The sequence below is a fragment of the Acidobacteriota bacterium genome (assembly GCA_038040445.1).
GTDB classification, from domain to species: Bacteria; Acidobacteriota; Blastocatellia; order UBA7656; family UBA7656; genus Onstottus_A; species Onstottus_A frigus.
The window spans coordinates 49,059-69,557 of record JBBPIG010000021.1 but is presented as its reverse complement, the minus strand read 5'-3'; the positions used below and the strand labels follow the sequence as shown (position 1 = coordinate 69,557).

The window sequence follows — 20,499 nt, the reverse complement described above, 5'->3', positions numbered from 1 at the left end:
AAGCTCATCCTCTCGCGAAGCCTTTATCATGTGGCGAAAGAGAATGGCGTCTCCTCAAGCGGTGCCCGGCTGTCTATTGCATGCAATCTACTCCAGGACTCGGTTGAGTGTTTCTTGCTCGCCCTGTCTGAACATTTGAACGCGGGCGTCGATCAACGAACTACCTTTGACAGATACTTCGAATTAATTAACCAGAAGATCAAGCCGGCAGAGTTGCCGTTTAGGGTTCGCCTGATCGCTCTGAACAAACTTCGCGTCAACTCGAAGCACTTTGGATTGGAGCCATCGAAGGCGGAGCTCGAACCATTGCTAACCACCGTCTGGGAGTTCTTTGATGAGGTAACCAGTTCGACCTTTGGTCGGGCGTTCGCAACCATCAGCCTCCTAGATATGTTGCGCGCCGGAGAGCCGAAAGAACTCCTGCAACGTGCCGAGGCGGCTTTCAACTCCGGGGACTATGCAAACTGTCTCGTATGTTGCCGACAAGCTCTGTTCGTTAGCTTCGAATCGAATTACGACGCCCGGATGTTCCTTGAGACCAGACGTTCATTTCGGTTCGATTTGGATATGTTCCTCTCTAAGGTTCCCCACTACGCGAGGGATCGTCAGTATCTTGAAGAGAACATCAAGGAGCCCACGGCCTTTGTGATCTATGATCACAACGCCTTAGAGATGGACTTAATGAAGAATGGGGTCGATCCCGTTGCATACTGGAATGTTTGGAGGTTAACGCCTGAGGTCTACCGTGGGAAGCAGGATGACAGCTGGATCGTCAAGCATGACCTTCGAAAGTTCCAACCCGAGGGAATCAAGGACCGCGCGGAATACGTTCTTGTTACCACCACCGACATTCTACTCACCTGTGATCAAAAGCGAGGTCAAACAAGAAGCCCTGACCACGGGAGCTATTACCTAATGTTGAGGAGTGACGGCGTATCGGTCTATTCAAAGGCGAGCAAGACTAGCGCCGTTGAACAAACCACTCCGCCCGGGCTTCGAAAGGTGATCTGCGATTATAGCATTTCAGGTCTCGACGACTCTGGTACCTACTGGCACGTCACAGACGGGGACGGGGACGTTCTCGTGCTCGGATTTGTGCACGAGGAAGACGTAGATAACTAACTGCGACGGGCGCGCGGACCATCCGCAGCGTCGTTCCGCTGGTCGAGGGTATGCTTTTGCGCATCCCGAAGAAGCTGTAATGACTCGAACCTTCAGCGTTGATGAAGCCCAAGAAAAACTGCAAGAACTGCTCGCCCAAGCTTTGGCCGGCAACGAAGTAATTATCACAGAGCACGGCAAACCGGTTGCCCGTCTGGTTCCCGTTCCAGTCGCTGCGGCAAACAAGAAGCGCGTCGCTGGTCTCAATCGAGGCACAATCTGGACGAGCGAAGACTTTGACCAATCTCTACCGGATGAATTCTGGCTGGGCCAAGAATGACACCATCACGGTTGCTCGATGTGCGCTTCAATTTCAGTCAAGAAACCTTCCGGGGTGACGATCTTTAGAAAGCGAAATCGCTTTTGAAACTTGCGCCCCTCTTCCTGCTCCCACTTCATCAGATCGAGCAGATCGTTGTCCCGGCTCACAAGGTAGTCGGCTTTCATCGCAACTGCCAGATTGATGTAAGGCTCGTCTTTCGGATCACGTGGATATACAAATCGCTTTGGAACTTGGCGGATGAGCGTGGCACGCTCAGTCAATCGCTCAAAGAGAGCTTCTACGGCAACGTCGGTGAGTTTGCGCAGACTAGCGCGCACGTCGGCCCGACTGAGCACATAACGCGCTTCGGCCAAGATCAGTTTGCTCACATAGAGTGTGATCTTTCCTTCGTCGAGCAGGTCGAGAATACGGGCGGCCGGCCCCTTCTCGTTCGCTGCTGCCTGCACAAAGACCATACAGTCAACGACGACTCCGGGCGGCGAGGCTGGCTGGCTCATTCGTCTTCGGTTGGCCTTTCTCGATGGAAATCCTCGCGGGCTTTCTCGACCAGCGCAGCAAGCTCATCATCGGTTATCCCGCTTTCCTGAAAACCTTCGCGCACCGGTGCCAGAATCTCTCTGAACGGCTTCTGAGCCAAAATCCTTGCCTCAAGTACCATTCGGGCATAATCTTCGGCAGTTTGGTCATTCTCACGTGCAAGCTCTTCCAGCGCGCGCATCGTACCAACTGGCAGCCCGGTGATCTCTAAGCGTTCGGTCTCACCCTGTGAGCTCATAGTAGCACCTCGAAAAAATTGTACGGACCAGCCCGCAATAGACAGGATACCCGGCCCGGCCCTACGGGGCAATGACCGGCTAAGCGTTGCGCGGGAACCCGGCCACAATTGACAAAGCGTTACCACCTGCGGTAGCGTCTCTCCGTGCCAAAGATTCGGCGAGGTGGTTACATCTTCTTCGTTTGGAAAAGTGACCATACGCCTCGGCATGTCCACGTCTACCGTGACGGGGAACTGTCGTGAAGTGGGACCTCGACAACAGGAGGGCTATGAAGGGGAAAGCTTCGCGGCGGGTCCTTAGATTGATCGAGGGACTTGAGTCCGAGGGGTTGCTATGAAGATACGATCGGTCAAACAAAATAATCGCAAGAAGGCCTTCGAGATCAAGACTTCTAACCGAACTCTACCGTTCCCCTACTCAAAGTTGGAGCTTCAACCGAGCGGTGACGATCCGATTAACCGGGTATACGTTGACAAGGAATTGGCTAGTGAAGCGTTCACTTACGATCTGAAGTCCGGCAAGAGCGGGACGGTTCACATCGAGCAGGTGCTCGAGTATAACCAAGACCCGTGGTACTTACGCGATCTTATTCTCTACAAACTAACGGTCGAGGCGCAGAAGCGGTTGGAGAAGAGCGCTCTGTCCAAGCGCGAGATAATTCGCAGGCTCGGGACATCGGCAACGCAGTTCTATCGCCTGCTGGATCAGAAGAACTATCAGACATCCGTCGATCAGCTCTTGTCCCTGCTTCATGTGCTCGATTGCGATGTCGATCTGGTCATCCGAGCAAGGACCACTCCGCGAGGCAAAGCGGCATGACATCGCGCTCGCAACCAGCGCGCTGAGTGTAAGCATGGCTCGATGGGCATACTAGATGGTCACGGCTACACGCGGCTCGGAAAATACTTCCACATCTTGCAGAGCGCCCTCGGGAAGTAGTGCGCCTTCTTCGATAAGCTCCTGAACGATCATCTGCACGACTTCCTGTATATGCTGCAGGGCCTCCTCCCTGGTGTTGCCCCAAGTGGAGGCGCCGTACTGCTCTAGCGCGGGACAGTAGGCGCGATATGCTTGCCGCCCATCTTCGTGCGAATCATCCTCAATGACAACCTTGAAAAGATATGTTTTGGCGCTGCTGTTCATAGAGTCGATAGAATAACACGTACAAGGAGAACGTCAGAAACTTTCTAGCGCGCGTGGCAGGGGAGATGACGATCATTTGCCAAGCAGGGCGTCGAGCGACTTCCGTCCTTCCTCGAGGTCTTCAATCGTCATCTCGAGGGGGACGTCGTGCGCCTTCAAGAAAGCATCAACTTCCATTCTGGCCTCAAAACCTAAAAGCTCTTGCGCCTGGTAGGCGGTTAGCTTACCGGACCTATAGCCCTCTAGCGCGTAGCTTTCTAAGAGGTCTCTAGCCAGGTCGCCATTCTCACTCGGAAGCGTCGCAACGACCGTGTCGGGTATGTGGACCACGAGTTCCATCAGTGCACCTCTTCAAATCCGGATTGGACGGGCCAACCAATCACTGACAGGATACCCGGCCCGACCCATTTGCTTTATTGTTCCTCGGCGAATCATGTTAGTATCCACAAACATTCAGAGCGAAGGAGAAGAGTATGAAGAGAATGATGGTTTTGCTTTCGAGTCTTGCTTTAGTTCTCGCGCTGGTTCCGGCGTCCTGGGCAGGCCAATCGAAAGATGCCAACAAGGCGGCTAGCGCGCCCGAGACGGTTGTCTACGACGCAGCCTCAGCATTCGAGTTTCTGAAAACCCTGGCTGGAGATTGGGAGCGCGGAAGCGGCGATCACGAACACGGCAGCAGCTCGCGTTCGGCGAGCTTCAAGGTGACCGCGGCCGGAAGTTCGGTGGTCGAGACGCTATATGCGGGTCAGCCGACCGAAATGGTCTCGATCTTTCATATGGATGGAAACCAACTGCTTCTGACCCACTATTGCGCGCTCAAGAACGCCCCGATCATGAAGTTCGCCAAGAGCGATAAGGCGGGCGAGATCAAGTTCGCGTTTCATGGCGGCACGAACTTCGATCCCAAGGTCGATACCCATGTCCATCAAGGTCTCTTCCGCATCAAGGATAAGAACACGGTGGAATCGAACTTCGTGGCGTTCGCCGACGGCAAGCCGCGGCCGGAAGGTCGGGCAATTCTCAAACGCAAGGTGTCGGAATAGCCGGAGAACCTGGGAGCGCAGGCATCCCTGCCTGCTCTTTTCTTCGAGCGTCTCAGAAAAACCTGGGAGCAGGCAGCGATGCCTGCGCTCCCAGGCTTCAGCTAGACTCTCGAACGCTAGCAGGCGCCGGCTGGCGAGTCCGTCAAGTGATGCGTTGTTTGTTCAGTAACCGACTGCGGTGGGTTTAGAGGATCGGCAGTCGATAGCTCACGTTTCACCGTGATGACGCTATCAGACCCCTGATCGAGCAAGTCTCTCTGGTGCGGCGAGTGCTGCGGAACATACTGCTTCGGAACGGTGAACAACAGGGCGTTGACAATAAGACCCAAACCGATGAGGAAAGCCGTCACCCCAAGCCCGGTCAAAAACAACGCGTTCTTCTGTGAAAGACCCATCAAGAAAAAGAACACAGTAGCGCCCAGACCGATGGCACTAGTCACGACGCCTTCGCGAATGCCACGCAGACGCCTTTGCTGCGGGGATTCCAAAACTTCTCGATCTCCGGAAGCACTTCCTCGGCTACTTTGCTTAGATCACTGCCTTTCTTGAGCTCCCTTATTCTGTCGGCTATGGCGTGCCCGATCTCGTCACGCGCCGACACCGCCGACGCTGTAATCGCATCGGGTTTTTCAAGACTCAAGCGCACTGCACGCATGTCCGTGCCGCAAGCGCGACAGAACTGGCTGACCTGGCGTTCTTCGGATCCGCAGTTAGGGCAAAACATATGCGTTGCCCTCGTATACGACTGAGCTGTTGAACTTGTTCTTCATCGGCGACTTTTCTGAAACCTTCCGCGGCGAGGCTCTCAAACCAAACCGGTCTAATTGCCCCGGGCTGCTTCGACCGCAGCCGCCGGCTTCCCCTTGATGTGGTCGTCAAACCACTGCATCAGGAACAACACCTTCGCCATCCGATGCGAGATATGATTCGACCCCGCGCCGTGAGGCTCGTCGGGCACCCGCACAAGCACCGAGTCGACTTTTCGCACTCGAAGCGCCCGGAAGAACTGCTCGCTCTGCTCCATCGGCGTGCGAAAGTCCTCTTCGCCGGTGATGATCATCGTCGGGGTCGTGACTTTGTCGGCGTAGGAGATTGGCGAGCGCTTCATGAAATCTTCCTGGTCTTCCCACGGATGTTTGCGGAACCAGCGCCAACCCATGTTGTGCCCGCCATCAGCCGTACCGTAGAAGCTGTACCAGTTGATCACCGGAAACTGAGACACTGCCGCCGCGAAACGATTCGTGTGTCCGACAATCCACGCCGTCAGCAGGCCCCCGCCCGAGCCTCCGGTAACCGCCAACTTCTTGTCGTCAACGTATCCACGCTTGAGCATCTCGTCCACGCCGATCATCAGGTCCTTGTAGTCATCGCCAGGATAGTTGTGCTGGATAATGTTCCCGAAATCCTGGCCGTAGCCCGTTGAGCCTCGCGGATTCGTGTACAACACCACGTAGCCATTCGCCGCGTGGCATTGAAACTCGTGATTGAAGGCGACGTTGTACATCGCGTGCGGCCCGCCGTGTATGTAGAGGATGAATGGGTACTTCTTCGACGCATCGAAGTCGGGAGGCTTGATGATCCAGCCTTGAATCTCGCGGCCGTCGAACGATTTGTAGTTGATCTCTTCGACATCGCCGAGCTTGATCGAGGCAAGCAAGCTATCGTTCACACCGGTGAGCTTCTGCATCGCCGCCGGCTCAAGCGTCTTTCCCTTTTGCCCCTTTTGTAATGTGAAAGTGTAGAGGTCGCCAGGCTGCTTGGGGTCGCTGATGATGGCTGCAGTGCGACCGTCGCGTCCGATGTCGCTGGCGTTGATCATGTGCGCCCCCTGGGTGAGCTTCTGAATCCCGCCGCTCACAGAGGCAAAGTACAGATTGCTCGCGCCGTGATCTTGAGCTGCGAAGTAAACACCCGATGAGTCTGCTGCCCATTGAAGGCTCTGGACATCCCGATCAAAACTGCCGCTCAGCAGCTTAGGCTCTGAGCCGTCGGCGTTCATCACGTAGAGATTCGACACCGTGTAGCTGTTGCGCTTCTCGTCGAAGCCGGCATACGCGATGCGACGACCGTCGGGCGACGCAATCGCCCCGGCGTCCGGCCCGACGCGACTGGTCAACTGTTTCATCGAACCATCGGCTACCGAGACTGAGTAGATGTCAGCGCCATCGTGATCCCACTCGGCGTCGGGCTTGCGCACGGCGCTGGTCAGGATCGTCTTGCCGTCCGGCATCCACTGAGGCGGGCTGTAGTCGTAGTCGCCGTTAGTGATCTGCCGCGGCGCGCCGCCGGTCGCAGGAATCACGAACGCATGCCGGAAGCCGTACGGCCGATAGCCCTGCGCGTCTTGCCTATACCAAAGCCGAGTGACGACGATGGGCGGATCGGCCCACTTCGCGCCCTTCGGTTTCTCGGGCATTTTCACGCCTTTGGGCGCGGCGGCCGGCACGAGCTTGCTGAAGGCTATCTGAGTCCCGTCGGGTGACCAGACGATGCCGGATGGCGCTTCCTGGAGATCGGTGATCGTAGCTTCGGCCCCGGTGTCCATCCAGCGAACGACGATCTGAGGCTTGCCGCTTTTTGTTGAGATGTAGGCGATTCGCTTCCCGTCGGGCGACCACTGCGGTGACGTATCGCGCTGTTCGCCTTGAGAGAGCGGGCGGATGTCTTTGCCGTCGACGCTTGCGATCCACAGGTTGCTGAGGTTGCGATCGTTCATTTTATCGGCGAAGCCGTAGACGTAAACGATTCGCGAGCCGTCAGGTGAAAGCTGAGGGTCGGAGGCCGACCGCCAGTCAAGCAGCGTTTCGACCATGAGCTTGCCGCGCTGCTGGGCGATAGCCACATCCGCCCCGATAGTAATGACGAGAGCGATCGCGAGTATCAGAGAGTTGCTCCTGCGTGTCATTGTGATGTCCTCCTGTGGAAAGTCAGACAGTCTGTCGTGAGTGCCGAATTGCCGCGTCAATGAGCCAGCGGCAAACTCGAGTTTGTCGCGGACGTTCAAACTCAACCGGACGAGAAGCGGTGGCAATACTACAGCGGAAGCGTTGAGGGTTCAAGCAGCAGCTTCAGAACCTGAGCCATTTTGAGCAGGGAAGCGAGGTTGCTATAATCCCCTGTTGTTGCCCGGTCGCTAAGTTACTTAGGGAGATGAACCGGGCCGGAAGGACTGTTGATGCCAATTAAGAAGGTAGTGCTGGCCAAGCCGCGCGGCTTCTGCGCCGGTGTAGTGCGAGCCATCGATATTGTCGAACGCGCGCTGGACTTTTACCCGCCGCCGATCTACGTCTTCCACGAGATAGTGCACAATCGCTACGTCGTCGAAAACCTCAGCAAACGCAGCGTGATCTTCGTCGATAGCGTTGACGAAATACCCGACGGCTCTGTGTGCGTGTTCAGTGCACACGGCGTCTCGCCGCAGGTGGTCGAGCTGGCGGAAAGTAAGGCGCTGCGCATTATCGACGCGACTTGCCCGCTGGTGACTAAGGTACACCTCGAAGCGATTCGCTTCTCGCGCGACGGTTACTCGATGGTGTTGATCGGCCACCCCGGACACGAAGAGGTCGAGGGCACGATGGGCGAAGCCCCGATGCAGTTGGTAAGCTCGGTTGAAGACGTCGAGCGGCTCGTGGTTCCAAACTCGGATCGGGTCATGTATTTGACCCAGACTACGCTCTCGCTGGACGACGTGGCTGAAATCATTGAAGCACTGAAGCGTAAGTTCCCAAGCGTGCAGTCTCCCGCGAAGGACGACATTTGTTACGCGACCCAGAATCGCCAGAACGCCGTAAAACAGATGTCCGAGCGAGTCGATGTGCTGCTTGTCGTCGGTTCGCAGAACAGCTCGAATTCTCAGCGCTTGTGCGAAGTATCTGCTGTCGGCGGAACGCCGGCCTATCTGGTGAATGATGAAGACGAGATCAAGCCTGAATGGCTTAACGGCGCGACAGTAGTCGGTGTGACAGCCGGCGCATCCGCGCCTGAGGAGCTGGTCATCCGAGTGCTTGGTCATCTGCGGCTGATGGGCGCGACTGAATTCGAGGAGCAGCCGGGCGAGGATGAGAATGTTCACTTCGCCTTACCGCAGGAATTGCTGCATCCTGAAAAGCTGATGGTGTGAACCGCGATGTGGCGCGGACTTTAGTCTGTGGCGTTCCTTATCTGAGTCTCCACAGACTAAAGTTCTGCGCCACTTCCTGGAGTCTGCGGCGCATCTCAGGCCTCTCTCACTGCTCATCGTCAGCGGCGAACTGCTTGATACGCGGCGCTGAAGCTTAGTATTATCTTGGCCGTTGGGACTCCTTTGAGCCTTCGGGCTCACAAAAACTAGAAGAGAAGGATTAGGGCGCAGGCTCAATGTTTAATAAGAACCAAGCGACGCTCGCCAGAGTGGACGAAGAGTTGCGCACCGGCGTGCTGCGGGCGATTCAATCGGCTCAGGAGTACATGCTTCAGATTCAGCATGCCGACGGCCACTGGTGCGGTGAGCTGGAAGGCGACACGATCCTCGAATCCGAATATGTTCTGACGATGCACTTCATCGGCCGCTCGCAGGAAGAGCGGTGCCGCAAAGCCGCAAACTACATTCGCCAGAAAATGCTGCCCGAAGGCGGCTGGGCGATTTACGAAGGCGGCCCGGCGGAGGTCAGCGCGTCGGCGAAGGCTTATTTCGTGCTGAAGCTGCTCGGTGATTCACCGGATGCCCCGCACATGCGGAAATCTCGCGAGGCGATCTGCGATCTCGGAGGACTCGATGCGGCGAACAGCTTCACGCGAATCTATCTCGCCATCTTCGGGCAATATCCCTGGGAGCGTTGCCCCGCGGTTCCACCCGAGATCATTCTCTTGCCGACCTGGGCGCCGATCAATCTGTACGAGATGTCTGCCTGGACACGCGGGATAGTCGTCCCCCTCGCGGTTATGTGGGCGAGCAAGCCCTACTGTTCGGTGCCGGAGCCCCAGAGTATCGGCGAGCTCTTGCTGGACAAGTCGGTGAACATGTCGGCGCGGCGCGGCTTCTGGCGGACGGTGTTCAGCACAACGGATTTCACGCTCAAGCTGCTCGAGCGCAAGCGGTGGTCGCCTTCGCGCGAGAAAGCATTGAAGGCGTGCGAGCAGTGGATGATCGACCACTTCGAGAAGAGCGACGGCATCGGCGGGATCTTCCCGCCGATCATAAACTCGATCATCGCGCTGAGGTGTCTCGGCTATGACAACGATCATGCGTTGACCTCCTCACAGATTCGCGAGCTCGAGAAGCTGGAAATCGAAGAGGGCGACTCGTTGCGAGTCGCGCCGTGCTTCTCGCCGGTCTGGGACACCGCGCTTGCAATGAACGCGCTCGCCGAGTCGGGCTTGGCTGCCGATCATCCCGCGCTTCAAAAAGCAGCCGAGTGGATTCTGGAGAAAGAAGTCAAAGAGGCCGGGGATTGGAAGGTCAAGAACCCCGAAGGCCGGCCCGGCGGATGGTACTTCGAATACGCGAACGAGTTTTATCCCGATGTCGACGACACGTTTCAAGTGCTGACGGCGCTAAGCAAGATTCGCTTTCGCGACCCGCAGCAGGAGCGCCTCAAGAAAGCTGCGATGGACCGCGGGCTCGCGTGGGTCCTGACGATGCAGAACAAGGACGGCGGATGGGCCTCGTTTGATCGCGACTGCGACGAGCAGTTTCTGACTCAGATCCCGTTCGCCGATCACAACGCGATGATCGATCCGTCGACCAGTGACATCACCGGCCGCGGCGTCGAGACGTTCTCAGCTCTCGGCTTCAGGCGGGATCATCCGGTTGTGCAGAAGGCCCTGGCGTTTCTGGCCAAAGAGCAGGAACGCGACGGGTCGTGGTTTGGGCGCTGGGGCGTCAATTACATCTACGGCACCTGGCTGTCGCTGAACGGCCTTAATCGCATCGGCGAGGACATGATGGAGCCTCCATATCAGGCCGCGGGCTGCTGGCTGCGCGCGATTCAGAACGCGGACGGCGGGTGGGGCGAATCGCCGGGAAGCTACGACGACCCCGGGTGCAAAGGGCAAGGGCCGAGTACTCCTTCGCAGACGGCCTGGGCGCTGATGGGTTTGATGGCCACCGATGATCCGAGCGATGGATTGAAACGCGGGGTCGAATATCTGATCAAGACACAACGCGAGGACGGCTCGTGGAAAGACGACTACTGGACGGGTACCGGCTTTCCAGGGGTATTTTATTTGCGCTACCATCTGTACGCGACTTACTTCCCGTTGCTCGCGCTTGGGATGTATGAGCGGCAGGTGGAGAAGGACTAAGGTTCGTAGTACCGCCTTCAGGCGGAAGTTGGTAGCGAGAGCTGCTCGTCAAATACAAATTTCCGCCTGAAGGCGGTACTACTAGCAGGATAAAAAATGCGATTTCCGATGCACATAACAACGGATGCGATCGCGCATCAGGTCAGAAACGGGCTCAAGGGCAATAAGCGCTTTCCGATGGTGCTTATGCTCGAACCGCTTTACACATGCAACCTCGCGTGCCTGGGCTGCGCGCTCGAGCGGCATACCGGCAAGCTCGAAGATCGCATGCTGCTGGACGAATGCTTGAAAGCGGTTGAAGAAACCCGAGCGCCGATCGTGTCGATCTGCGGCGGCGAGCCTACGATCTATCCCGAGCTGAAAGAACTGCTCGAAGGAATCATCGAGCGGAAGCGCCACATATATCTTTGCACGAACGCGCTGTTGCTCGACAAGAATCTCTTCGGAAAGTTCGCGCCACACAAGCGTTTGACGATCAACGTTCACCTCGACGGCATGCAAAAGACTCACGACTTGGTCTGCGATCGCGCCGGCGTCTTCGACAAGGCGATCGAGATGATCAAGGAGTCGAAGCGGCTGGGCTACCACGTCACGACCAACACAACCGTCTTCAAAGAAACCGAGATGAGCGAGATCGAAGATGTGTGCAAATTGGTATCCGAGCTTGGTGTTGACGGGATGATGATCTCTCCCGGCTATCACTACGAGTCAGTGGATCGCGACATTTTTCTTTCGCAGAATGAGATTCAAACCAAGTTCAAACGGGTGCTGGAGCTTTCCAAAAAGTATCGCCTGATGTCTACGCCGATGTATCTGGAGTTCACGGCGGGAATGCGCGACTACAACTGCTCGCCTTGGAGCACGGTGACTCGCACGCCGCGTGGGTGGAAAGGCCCTTGTTACTTGATCGGGCAGAAATACTACGAGACGTGGGAAGAGTTCTGGAACGGCGTGGATTGGGCGTACTGGGAATCGCGGGAAGACCGCTTGTGCAAGAACTGCATGATGCACAGCGGGTTTGAAGCTTCAGCGATGTTCGAGTTGAGGAAGAGCCCTCGGGATATGGCGCGGATGGCGGTTTGGAATTTGACGGGGTGATTGAAGTCAGAATGAGCTGCGAATGTACGACATCAGATACGCTGAAGACGTGGCCAATGATCTGAAAAGGCTGCGTGCCGCCCAACGCACAGAAATCTTAGATCGCATCGACGCACAGCTTACTTACCGGCCTACCGAACAAACGCGTAACCGGAAGATCCTTGTTGGTTTGGTTCCGCCGTGGGAACATGAAGAACCAGTTTGGCAGTTGAGGGTTGGTCAGTTCCGCGTTTTCTATGATGTTGACGAGGCGGAAGCGATAGTAGTCATACGAGCTATTCGTCACAAGCCGCCTCACAAGACCACAGAGGAAGTATTATGAAAGTTATGAATGTTGAACGAGCCACTCTTGATACTTGTATTAGAGAGTCCCAGAGCGAGCGGGTGGTCATAACACGCGAGGGCAAGCCTGTGGCGTTGATTGTTGGAGTTGAAGGCTTGGACAAGGATCAGATAGAACTCGGAACAAGCGACAAGTTTTGGAAGCTGATCGCTGAGCGGCGTGGTCAAGGTACGCTAAGCCGCGTCGAGTTGGAACAAAGGGTCAACAAAGGAAAGCCCACGAATGGTCAACAGGCGAGAAAAACGAAGCGTCCCTGAACCACGATTGGAAACCAAAGGACATCAACCATTCCGAATCCTTACGGATTACTCCGACAAAGCTCATTGCTTGAAGCTTGCCTTCGGGACTTGCGTAATCCTTGTGAGAACCCCAGATAGAATTTATGAATTGAGAACGAGTCGCCTGCAATGTCGGGCATAAGGTTTCACGCACTGGGTCCAGACGATCCAGGAATAGAGGTCTGCAAAAGATACAACGTGGGAACCGACTCTCAGAACCCCGTCGACTACATAACTTGGCTGCGGCGACTTAATGGACAAACTGAACCGTTCGGGCGCGTTGTCTAATATCCAAGAGGGCATCGGACGGTGGTTAGAACAGGCGATGCGTCAGTGTGTCCTCAAGCAAGCAGAGCCAAAGACCATCGGTGGGGGAATCGCCATTCTCAAAATAGAGAGTAGCGGAGAGGAAGTATGGATAAGAAGACCAGATGTTTGTAAAGACATTTAGTCGTTCCCGAATTTCACATCAATCGAAATGATCCACTCATATGAAGACCGAGGGCGATACATGGAATCGAGCAGCGAGCGCCCGCATCTGACTCGCGGTGAGTTCCCGCTTTCCTCTTAATATTTCCGACACCACGCGTTGGGAACCGACTTCGGGCAAGTCGGAGTGCCTGAGTCCGTGCTCATCCATCAAGAACCGCAGCATCTCGGGTCCGTTCACTTCGCCCTCGTTGAAATGCTTCTCCTCGTAGGCGTGGATGAAAGTGCCAAGCGTATCAAGCAAACCGTACAACGGATGCCGCTCGTCAGTTCCAATCTCATCGAGCAAACCGTTCAGCCGTTTGACTGCCTGATCGTATTCGCGTTCGTTCCGAATGGTAAGTATCCGGCGCATGTTCGCCCAGTGTCTTGAAGTTCCTTTGTTGAGACGCTCATAGCTTCCATCTGCCTCTGTCGTATTCTTGATGCGTCAGGACGTGACGAATATACACCTTGCTACGGCTGAAATAAACTGAGGTCACGAGCTCGGTGCGTTAGGTTTTCGTGCACACCCACCTCGTCAGAGATTGTGTGAAAACCCCAACCGGGAGGTTGGGGATGCTTCCGTCCAGCCTACAAGAGAGGCGGCCCGGTGACCGCAAATCCCCCAACCGTGAGGTTGGGGATTCTTCACTCTAGCCCCGGTTGGGGGATTGCAGAGAGCCGCTGCCCGGTTTCCAGTAGGCCGAAGTGAAAGCACCCCAACCTTCCGGTTGGGGGATTTGCGAATCTCCCGCCGCCTCTGTTGTAGGCTTCAGCATCAGCTACCCGCCTCTGACAGAGGTGGGTATGCCGTTGCACCTCCGCGCCCTGACCGGTAGTATCGAGCGCAAGAGATCACTGACGCTTCATAACGCAGAAACAATCGTGAAAGCACTCGTAACAGGTGGAACCGGATTCGTCGGATCGCACCTTGTTCGAGTTCTGCTCGAACGCGGTGAACAGGTTCGGTGTCTCGTTCGATCTACGAGCCGCCGCGACAACCTAGAAGACCTTCACGTCGAGTTCGTCACCGGCGATCTTCGCGACTTAGATTCGCTGAGGCGCGCGGCCAAAGGTTGCCGCGTCGTTTATCACTGCGCCGCCGACTATCGCCTCTGGTGCAAAGACCCTACAGAGATGTATCAGAGCAACGTCGAAGGCTCGAACAACGTCATGCAAGCTGCCTTCGATGAAGGCGTCGAGCGGGTCGTCTACACCAGCACAGTCGGGTGCCTCGGGTTGAACGACAACGGCGCGCCGGCCAATGAAGACACGCCTGTTGCGATCGACGACATGATCGGTCACTACAAGCGAAGTAAGTTTCTTGCCGAAGAGAAAGTCAGAGAGTGGGCGAATCGCGGGTTGCCGGTTGTCATCGTCAACCCAAGCACTCCGGTCGGTGAGCTGGACATCAAGCCCACCCCAACCGGAAAAATCATCGTCGACTTTCTTCGGGGCAAGATGTTCGGCTACGTGGACACGGGGATGAATCTGATCGATGTGCGCGACTGTGCTGAAGGACACGTGCTCGCGGCGGAAAAGGGCCGCGTCGGCGAGCGCTACATTTTTGGCGGCCGCAACCTTACTTTGAAAGAGCTGTTCGATGCTCTTGCAAGTGTCACTGAGATTCCTTCGCCGACGATGAAGGTGCCGCACTGGGTCGCCGAAACCTATGCTCGGATCGAGAACTTCTGGTCGATAGACATAGCTCGCCGCGAGCCGGACGTTCCGCTGGAAAGCGTCAAGCTTGCGCGGCACAAGATGTGGTTCGACGCTTCGAAGGCGGTCCGTGATCTTGGGCTTCCGCAAAACCCGATCGAGCCTGCGCTGGACCGCGCGGTCAAGTGGTTTCGAGGACATGGCTACGTCTAACGCCAAAGAAGCCCCAATCCTGATCGTTGCCGCGTTGAGCCGCGAATTGGCTGAGCTTGGCGGCGAGCCTCATCCGGGCCTGGCGCTGCTCGAGACCGGTGAAGGTGTAGTCAACGCCGAGCGACATCTGGAGGCATGGCTCGAGCAAGGAAGCGCCCGCGCGGTTTTGAGCATCGGCTTCGCCGGAGCGCTGTCGCCGTCGCTTCGAGCAGGTGACATTGTGATCGCCGACAAAGTGCGCGATTCGAGCGCAACCCCCGACGCTAAGCTGCTCTCCGCGGCAAGGCGAGTCCAGATCGATGATCCGACGATCCACTTCGGCGTGGCCGTGACCTCTCATGAGATTCTCTGGCAGGCCGAGTCAAAGCGCGCGCTGGCGACCTCGCTTGCGGGTGGCGAAACAGGCTTTGTTGATATGGAATCGACGGCAATCGCAAACGTGTGCGGAAGGCGGGGTCTCCCGTTTCTGATCGCTCGCTCCATCACCGATTTACTGGACGAAGATCTTCCGCTCGACTTCAACCAGTTTCGAACCTGCGATGGCCGAGTCGACCAGATGAGGGTTATCAAGGCCGCGTTGCTCAGGCCGAGTGCATTCAATGGACTGTTGGAGCTTCGCAAGCGGTCCAAACTTTGCGCCGAGCGAATGGCGGCGTTGGTGCGGCGGTTGGTTTTGCTAATCAACCAGGCGTGAAGAAGAGACCGTGTTTAAACGCCCTGGGCTATGGAAAGAGAAGGCGTTGGAGCCATTTCAGGTCTCCGCTACGGTTCGGGACAAGGACCCGAATTGGGTTTTCCAGCAGCTCGCGAGCGACCTGGTCTAACAGAGTTTTGCCATACGTCCGCGCCAGTTGCTATAGTATAATCCGCCTTTGACCAAAGCAGGACAACAACACACAAATTCGATAAACACTCGGGAGGAGACAAAGGATGGAAGCTACAAAGGGCCGCGAAAGGCGCGCTGGCTCACTTGACTGTTACTCGAACGAGGGTTCGGTCAAGGTTTTCTCGAAGACGATTGTGGTCAAGACTCACGAGCGGACCGATCTCGTGAACTTGAGCGACGACGTACGCGAGTTTGCAGAATCGACCGGTGTCGAGGATGGTTACGTCCAGGTGTCCTCGCTCCATACGACGGCGGGCCTGATCGTCAACGAGTGGCAGGACGCGCTGCTCTCCGACGTCAAAACGTCGATTGAACGAATGGTCCCTCGCGATATGTACTACCGGCACAACGACCCGGAATTCTCGGACTGCGATCGCCACAACGCCGACTCGCACTTGAGAATAGTCGTGCTAGGCCACAGCGTGTCCGTGCCAATAGATCGGGGCGAGTTGGTCCTTGGTCGCTGGCAGAGCGTTATCCTGACCGAGTTTGATGGTCCCAACGAGCGCAAGGTGTTCATACAGGTCTTCGGTATCTAGGCGGCTCAGATGTTAGCGTCCTTCTGGCCGAGAGTAGCGCGAAGCACGCCATCACGGCCCGCCTTTTGTAGCTAACTTGCTTTCCCTATCGAGGTTGGGGCGGTGTCAAGACACTGCCGAGCTTGGTGTTGACTCAGGTGGTCAGCATTTCTCCAATTAGTCACAGCGCGGTTCGTTCGTAAAGCAAAGTCTTCGTCGCCCGTATTCTCCTCGACATCATTTCAAAGAGGGTGTCTTTGCCGCCTGCTGTCGAAGCCACTAGCCACACACCTACCAGCCGCGGGCGACTCCTTCAGATCCTCGGCGTTGGATTCGGGCTCGCCGTCATAATCGGCAACACGATTGGCGCAGGCATTCTGCGCACGCCCGGCGAAGTCGCAGGCCACCTGCCTATCGTCTGGATGTTCATCGGCGTCTGGATCATGGGCGGGCTCTACGCGTTGCTAGGCTCGTTCTCGATTGCGGAGCTCGGCACTATGATACCGCGCTCCGGCGGCCAGTACGTCTTCGCGCATTATGCGCTCGGCGACTATGCTGGTTTCGTGGTCGGCTGGAGCGATTGGGTTTCGACCTGCGGAACGAGCGCGGCCATCTCGGTTGTAATTGGCGAGTACCTTGGCGTGCTCTTTCCCTCGCTGGCGGGCAAGACTGTCGCGATCGCGTTCGTCATTGTCATAGCTTTCGCTGTCATCCAGTGGCGAGGGATTCGATGGGGCAGCGGAGTTCAAAACATCACGAGCCTGGCCAAAGCTCTTGCCTTTGTCGCTCTGGTCATTGCCTGTTTCGCGATGGGCGGCAGGCACCAAGCAACAACTCAGGCCGCGGAAGCCGCTCCGCTCGCTGTGCCCTCGCTCATCGGTTTCGTGCTTGCGCTGCAAGCGGTGATTTACACCTACGACGGCTGGACCGGCGTGATCTATTTTTCTGAAGAGGTTCGAAATCCCAAGCGCGACATCCCTCGCTCGATCTTCGGAGGTGTGCTCTCAATCATAGCGATCTACTTGCTGGTCAATTTTGCGCTGCTCTACGTCCTGCCCATCTCGCAGATTGCAGGAGCGAACCTGGCGATGGGCGCAGCCGCTCAAGTGATCTTCGGCCAGCAAGGAGATACGATCATTCGTTCTCTTACGATTATATCGATGTCGAGTGCGATCAACGCCTGCCAGTTGATGGCAACACGAGTTCTGTTTGCGATGAGCCGCGACGGGCTTGTTTCGTCGCGCGCGGTCAAGGTGAATGAAGGCGGTACGCCGACCGCCGCCCTTTTTGCGAGCACGGTCGTAGCAGCGCTGTTCATCTTTGGCGGCAGCTTCGAAAAGTCACATAAGATTTTCGAGAACATAATCGCAGTGCTTGCATTCTTCTTCGTAGTGAACTATGCGGTCTCTTTCCTTTCGCTGTTCGTGCTGCGGCGACGTGAACCCGATCGGCAGCGCCCTTATCGAGCGTGGGGCTATCCGTGGACGACCGGGGTTTCGCTTCTCGGTTCGATAGCCTTCCTCGGAGGCGCTGTGGCCAGCGACACGCGAAACAGCATCTATGCGTTACTTCTTCTCGCCGCCAGCTATCCGGCCTTCCGCCTCTCAAAGTGGCTCGCAGAGCGGCAATGATCGCCGCGTTAGACACCGCGCCTGTGCGCAGGCGTCCCGGCTGCTTCCTAACATCACCACGCAATTGTTCATTCGTCACATCGGTGTGTGACCGCTGAACTTGTGATGCTCGATCCAGTAAGCAGAGAATGAATCATCCTGCAATTTGCAGGTATCGATTTTGAAGAAGTGTGCGCCTGCGCGTGATCAGGCGGGCGGGATTAATAGGCCAACAACTGCCTCGCCGCGGCGGCGATCTTATCGACTGATGGCAGCATCGCCATCTCGAGAGGTGGACTGAAGGGCACGGGCACGTCGAGCGAAGCGACTCGCATAACCGGCGCGTCGAGATGCTCGAAGGCCTCCTGCGCGATGAGGGCAGCGATCTCTGCTCCGAAGCCGGCGGTGATGTTCGCTTCGTGAACTACAAGCGCTCGGTTTGTTTTCTTCACGCTCTCGAGTACGGTCTCGCGATCCAACGGCACGAGCGAGCGCAGATCGACCACCTCAACCGAGGCCCCTTCCTTTTCAAGCGTCCTCGCTACCTCGACGCACAGATGAACCGCAGCTCCGTAGCTGATGATCGAAAGATCGCTACCCATCGTCCGCAGCGCGGCGACACCGATAGGCACGACGTAGTCATCGTCGGGTACTTCTTCGCGATAGTGGCGATAAAGAAACTTGTTTTCGAGATAGACGACCGGGTTGTTATCACGAATCGCGGCGATCAACAGCCCCTTCGCGTCCTTCGCGGTCGAGGGCAGCACGACTTTCAGGCCGGGCGTGTGCGCGAACCACGCTTCCGGGTTCTGCGAGTGATAAGGCCCCGCATGAATCCCGCCGCCCGTCGGCCCGCGAAAGACTACGGGCATCTGAATGCCCCAGCGGTAATAACATTTCGCCGCGTAGTTGACGATCTGATCGAACGCGCAGGCGATGAAGTCGATGAACTGAAACTCTACGACCGGGCGAAACCCCACGGTAGCCGCTGCGCACGCGGCGCCGACGAAACCAGATTCAGAAATCGGCGTATCGATGACACGGTCAGGACCGAACTCTTCGAGAAAGCCCTGAGTGATCTTGAAGGCGCCGCCGAAGACTCCGATGTCTTCGCCGAGAACGAACACGCTCGGATCGCGCCGCATCTCGTCGCGCAGGGCGGCGCTTATGGCTTGGAGGTAGGTGATTACGGCCATTCAAATTGAATGATAGACGCTGTATACAACCTAGTCGGGTAGATAGACTTCAACCGTTGCCTTTTCGAATAGAGGCAATGAACCTCTCCTTTCGCTTATCAAACTCCTGCGTGCGTTTTAATGATTCTTCCGCTGAGAGCTTCGCCCGTGGAGGCCGTTCGATCTTGATTTCCTTAATGTTTTTCAGTCTTCTTGCCATTTACTTCTCCTGTCGAATCGCAACCGTATTACTCGCATGGTAACACGGCTTGATTTAGACACACCCCTTGAGCGTCGTCTAAATGTCAGAAGTGTTCTCCGCCCGATTTCTCCTGAGCGGCCGTCAGCGCCGGGATAGCGGGAGTCTCGATTGGTTCGAAGATCCTTTTTCGATCCTCAGGTTTAGGATCGTGAGGCGAAGGCGCGAACAATCGATCAGTCACCGTCTCGGGCTTCGGGAACGGCAACGCTTCAGCATATTCGACTGCCGCGTCAACCGTTCGAGCAGACTCGTCTTCCAACCGTTTGATAGTCGTTTCATCGACCTCAGCGCGTCCAGTCAGCCAGCGCCGATACATCGCAACCGGGTCACGCTCTTCCCAAAACTCTCGAAGCTCTTTCGAAACATACGCCATATCGTCGTGCTCGCCGTGGCCACGCCTTCGAAACGTTTTAAACTCGATCAGCGCAGGGCCGTTGCCGCTTCTCGCGTGCTCGATACCGCGTCGCGCTGCGGCGATCACTGTGAACAGGTCATTGCCAAAAGCAGTCTCGGCGTAGATGTTGAAAGCGGACGCGCGATCCGCAACGTTTTTCACCGGCATCTGCTTTTCACAAACCGTCGAGTAAGCGAACTGATTCACCTCGCAGATTATCACCAGTGGCAGCTTGTGAATCGAAGCGAAGTTCACGCCCTCATAAAAGTCTCCCGGGCTGGTCGCACCGTCGCCGGTGAAACAAAGGCAGACGTTTGGTTGCCGTCGCATCTTGAACGCGAGCGCGTAGCCCGCGCCTGCCGGTATCCACGAGGCCATCGAGCCGTTGTGATAAGGAAAGATCCGGTACTCTTTCAAGTCAGCCAGGAACAATCCAAGCTCGCGGCCGTTTGAAGGCGGCTGGTCCTTCCCAAACCAGCGAGCCATAACGTGCTCGGGTTTGACTCCTCGATAGAACCAGGCTGAGAGGTTGCGCGCGACGGTTGAAAACAAATCGCCGTCTTGAAGCAAGCTGGCGCTTCCAACAGAAGTCGCTTCCTGACCCATGCCCAGATAAACGGCGCCGAAAATCTTCCCCTGTCGATAGAGCGCGGCGAGTTTTTCTTCAAACGTTCGCGCGAGCCGCATGGCGGAATACATCTTCAGCAATTGTTCCTGGTTGAATGGAAGGTCTCCAGGGTCCGCGTGAATTTCATTGGGGTAGTCAGGCAGCGCGATTTGTGGCCATGTCTGTGCCATTCAGCTCCGATGTACCGTAGGTTGTCTAACCTGCGGTGTAGTTTTGGCTTCCTGCCGCAGGTTAGACAACCTACGGTACATCCATTGCCGCTCTAATCGCAGGTTA

General features: G+C 56.5%; 25 protein-coding genes. 14 read left to right on the top strand and 11 right to left on the bottom strand.

The features are described 5' to 3' along the window. The first annotated feature begins 30 nt into the window (after positions 1-30). Together AABO57_20845 and AABO57_20840 are read left to right on the top strand one after the other, a co-directional pair. A complete protein-coding gene (locus AABO57_20845) occupies positions 31-1,122 on the top strand; it encodes a hypothetical protein (GenBank protein ID MEK6288175.1) in 1,092 nt (363 codons plus the stop codon). A gap of 79 nt (positions 1,123-1,201) precedes the next feature. Continuing rightward, on the top strand, positions 1,202-1,441 hold the full coding sequence (locus tag AABO57_20840; GenBank protein ID MEK6288174.1) for a type II toxin-antitoxin system prevent-host-death family antitoxin: 240 nt from the start codon (positions 1,202-1,204) through the stop codon (positions 1,439-1,441). Positions 1,442-1,446: 5 nt separating this feature from the next. Here the strand turns inward: AABO57_20840 and AABO57_20835 are convergent, their stop codons facing one another. Together AABO57_20835 and AABO57_20830 are read right to left on the bottom strand one after the other, a co-directional pair. Beyond that, complete coding sequence (locus tag AABO57_20835; protein MEK6288173.1) at positions 1,447-1,941, bottom strand: putative toxin-antitoxin system toxin component, PIN family; 495 nt, start codon at positions 1,939-1,941, stop codon at positions 1,447-1,449. After that, complete coding sequence (locus tag AABO57_20830; protein ID MEK6288172.1) at positions 1,938-2,219, bottom strand: hypothetical protein; 282 nt, start codon at positions 2,217-2,219, stop codon at positions 1,938-1,940. Before AABO57_20830 ends, AABO57_20835 begins: the two co-directional genes overlap by 4 nt. 334 nt (positions 2,220-2,553) lie before the next feature. Here AABO57_20830 and AABO57_20825 point away from each other — a divergent pair, with 334 nt between their 5' ends. Continuing rightward, positions 2,554-3,039: a hypothetical protein gene (locus AABO57_20825; protein MEK6288171.1), complete on the top strand. Its 486-nt coding sequence runs from the start codon at positions 2,554-2,556 to the stop codon at positions 3,037-3,039. 51 nt (positions 3,040-3,090) lie between these two features. On the opposite strand, the gene AABO57_20820 is transcribed toward AABO57_20825, so the two are convergent. Further along, positions 3,091-3,363, bottom strand: a complete 273-nt coding sequence (locus AABO57_20820; GenBank protein ID MEK6288170.1) for a type II toxin-antitoxin system HicB family antitoxin — start codon at positions 3,361-3,363, stop codon at positions 3,091-3,093. Positions 3,364-3,435: 72 nt separating this feature from the next. Further along, positions 3,436-3,702, bottom strand: coding sequence for a UPF0175 family protein (locus tag AABO57_20815; GenBank protein MEK6288169.1), 267 nt, complete (start codon positions 3,700-3,702; stop codon positions 3,436-3,438). 134 nt (positions 3,703-3,836) lie between these two features. On the opposite strand from AABO57_20815, the gene AABO57_20810 reads away from it, so the two are divergent. Continuing rightward, positions 3,837-4,406, top strand: a complete 570-nt coding sequence (locus AABO57_20810; GenBank protein ID MEK6288168.1) for a hypothetical protein — start codon at positions 3,837-3,839, stop codon at positions 4,404-4,406. Positions 4,407-4,522: 116 nt separating this feature from the next. Here AABO57_20810 and AABO57_20805 read toward each other — a convergent pair whose 3' ends face one another. From AABO57_20805 to AABO57_20795, 3 genes are all read right to left on the bottom strand, one after another. After that, positions 4,523-4,846, bottom strand: coding sequence for a hypothetical protein (locus AABO57_20805; protein ID MEK6288167.1), 324 nt, complete (start codon positions 4,844-4,846; stop codon positions 4,523-4,525). Further along, positions 4,843-5,130: a zinc ribbon domain-containing protein gene (locus tag AABO57_20800; GenBank protein MEK6288166.1), complete on the bottom strand. Its 288-nt coding sequence runs from the start codon at positions 5,128-5,130 to the stop codon at positions 4,843-4,845. Before AABO57_20800 ends, AABO57_20805 begins: the two co-directional genes overlap by 4 nt. Positions 5,131-5,226: 96 nt before the next feature. Then, complete coding sequence (locus tag AABO57_20795) at positions 5,227-7,311, bottom strand: S9 family peptidase (protein MEK6288165.1); 2,085 nt, start codon at positions 7,309-7,311, stop codon at positions 5,227-5,229. 270 nt (positions 7,312-7,581) lie between these two features. Between AABO57_20795 and ispH the strand changes: the two genes are divergently transcribed. The 6 genes from ispH to AABO57_20765 all read left to right on the top strand — a co-directional run bounded on the left by ispH (position 7,582) and on the right by AABO57_20765 (position 12,858). Further along, positions 7,582-8,526 carry a 4-hydroxy-3-methylbut-2-enyl diphosphate reductase gene (gene ispH / locus AABO57_20790; GenBank protein MEK6288164.1) on the top strand — a complete coding sequence of 315 codons (945 nt, stop codon included), beginning with the start codon at positions 7,582-7,584 and terminating at the stop codon, positions 8,524-8,526. 236 nt (positions 8,527-8,762) lie between these two features. Next, entirely contained in the window at positions 8,763-10,688 is a 1,926-nt protein-coding gene (gene shc / locus AABO57_20785; protein MEK6288163.1) for a squalene--hopene cyclase, read from the top strand. Between the two features lie 96 nt (positions 10,689-10,784). Then, positions 10,785-11,786, top strand: a complete 1,002-nt coding sequence (gene hpnH, locus AABO57_20780) for an adenosyl-hopene transferase HpnH (GenBank protein MEK6288162.1) — start codon at positions 10,785-10,787, stop codon at positions 11,784-11,786. A 22-nt stretch (positions 11,787-11,808) separates the two neighbouring features. Next, positions 11,809-12,108, top strand: a complete 300-nt coding sequence (locus tag AABO57_20775) for a type II toxin-antitoxin system RelE/ParE family toxin (GenBank protein ID MEK6288161.1) — start codon at positions 11,809-11,811, stop codon at positions 12,106-12,108. Beyond that, a complete protein-coding gene (locus AABO57_20770; protein MEK6288160.1) occupies positions 12,105-12,386 on the top strand; it encodes a hypothetical protein in 282 nt (93 codons plus the stop codon). Before AABO57_20775 ends, AABO57_20770 begins: the two co-directional genes overlap by 4 nt. A gap of 274 nt (positions 12,387-12,660) precedes the next feature. Next, entirely contained in the window at positions 12,661-12,858 is a 198-nt protein-coding gene (locus tag AABO57_20765; protein MEK6288159.1) for a hypothetical protein, read from the top strand. 36 nt (positions 12,859-12,894) lie between these two features. On the opposite strand, the gene AABO57_20760 is transcribed toward AABO57_20765, so the two are convergent. Further along, entirely contained in the window at positions 12,895-13,251 is a 357-nt protein-coding gene (locus tag AABO57_20760) for a transcriptional regulator (protein ID MEK6288158.1), read from the bottom strand. Between the two features lie 434 nt (positions 13,252-13,685). On the opposite strand from AABO57_20760, the gene hpnA reads away from it, so the two are divergent. The 4 genes from hpnA (at position 13,686) to AABO57_20740 (ending at position 17,785) form a co-directional block, all read left to right on the top strand. Continuing rightward, complete coding sequence (gene hpnA, locus AABO57_20755; GenBank protein ID MEK6288157.1) at positions 13,686-14,750, top strand: hopanoid-associated sugar epimerase; 1,065 nt, start codon at positions 13,686-13,688, stop codon at positions 14,748-14,750. After that, positions 14,737-15,444: a hypothetical protein gene (locus AABO57_20750; GenBank protein ID MEK6288156.1), complete on the top strand. Its 708-nt coding sequence runs from the start codon at positions 14,737-14,739 to the stop codon at positions 15,442-15,444. Before hpnA ends, AABO57_20750 begins: the two co-directional genes overlap by 14 nt. A 236-nt stretch (positions 15,445-15,680) precedes the next feature. Further along, the gene (locus AABO57_20745) at positions 15,681-16,175 is read left to right on the top strand and encodes a secondary thiamine-phosphate synthase enzyme YjbQ (GenBank protein ID MEK6288155.1); all 495 of its coding nucleotides are present in this window, start codon (positions 15,681-15,683) and stop codon (positions 16,173-16,175) included. Positions 16,176-16,411: 236 nt separating this feature from the next. Further along, on the top strand, positions 16,412-17,785 hold the full coding sequence (locus AABO57_20740) for an APC family permease (protein MEK6288154.1): 1,374 nt from the start codon (positions 16,412-16,414) through the stop codon (positions 17,783-17,785). Between the two features lie 200 nt (positions 17,786-17,985). Here AABO57_20740 and AABO57_20735 read toward each other — a convergent pair whose 3' ends face one another. From AABO57_20735 to AABO57_20725, 3 genes are all read right to left on the bottom strand, one after another. Further along, positions 17,986-18,960, bottom strand: coding sequence for an alpha-ketoacid dehydrogenase subunit beta (locus tag AABO57_20735; GenBank protein MEK6288153.1), 975 nt, complete (start codon positions 18,958-18,960; stop codon positions 17,986-17,988). Between the two features lie 49 nt (positions 18,961-19,009). Then, a complete protein-coding gene (locus tag AABO57_20730; protein MEK6288152.1) occupies positions 19,010-19,159 on the bottom strand; it encodes a hypothetical protein in 150 nt (49 codons plus the stop codon). Positions 19,160-19,244: 85 nt separating this feature from the next. Next, complete coding sequence (locus AABO57_20725; GenBank protein MEK6288151.1) at positions 19,245-20,393, bottom strand: thiamine pyrophosphate-dependent dehydrogenase E1 component subunit alpha; 1,149 nt, start codon at positions 20,391-20,393, stop codon at positions 19,245-19,247. Between the last annotated feature and the right edge of the window lie 106 nt (positions 20,394-20,499).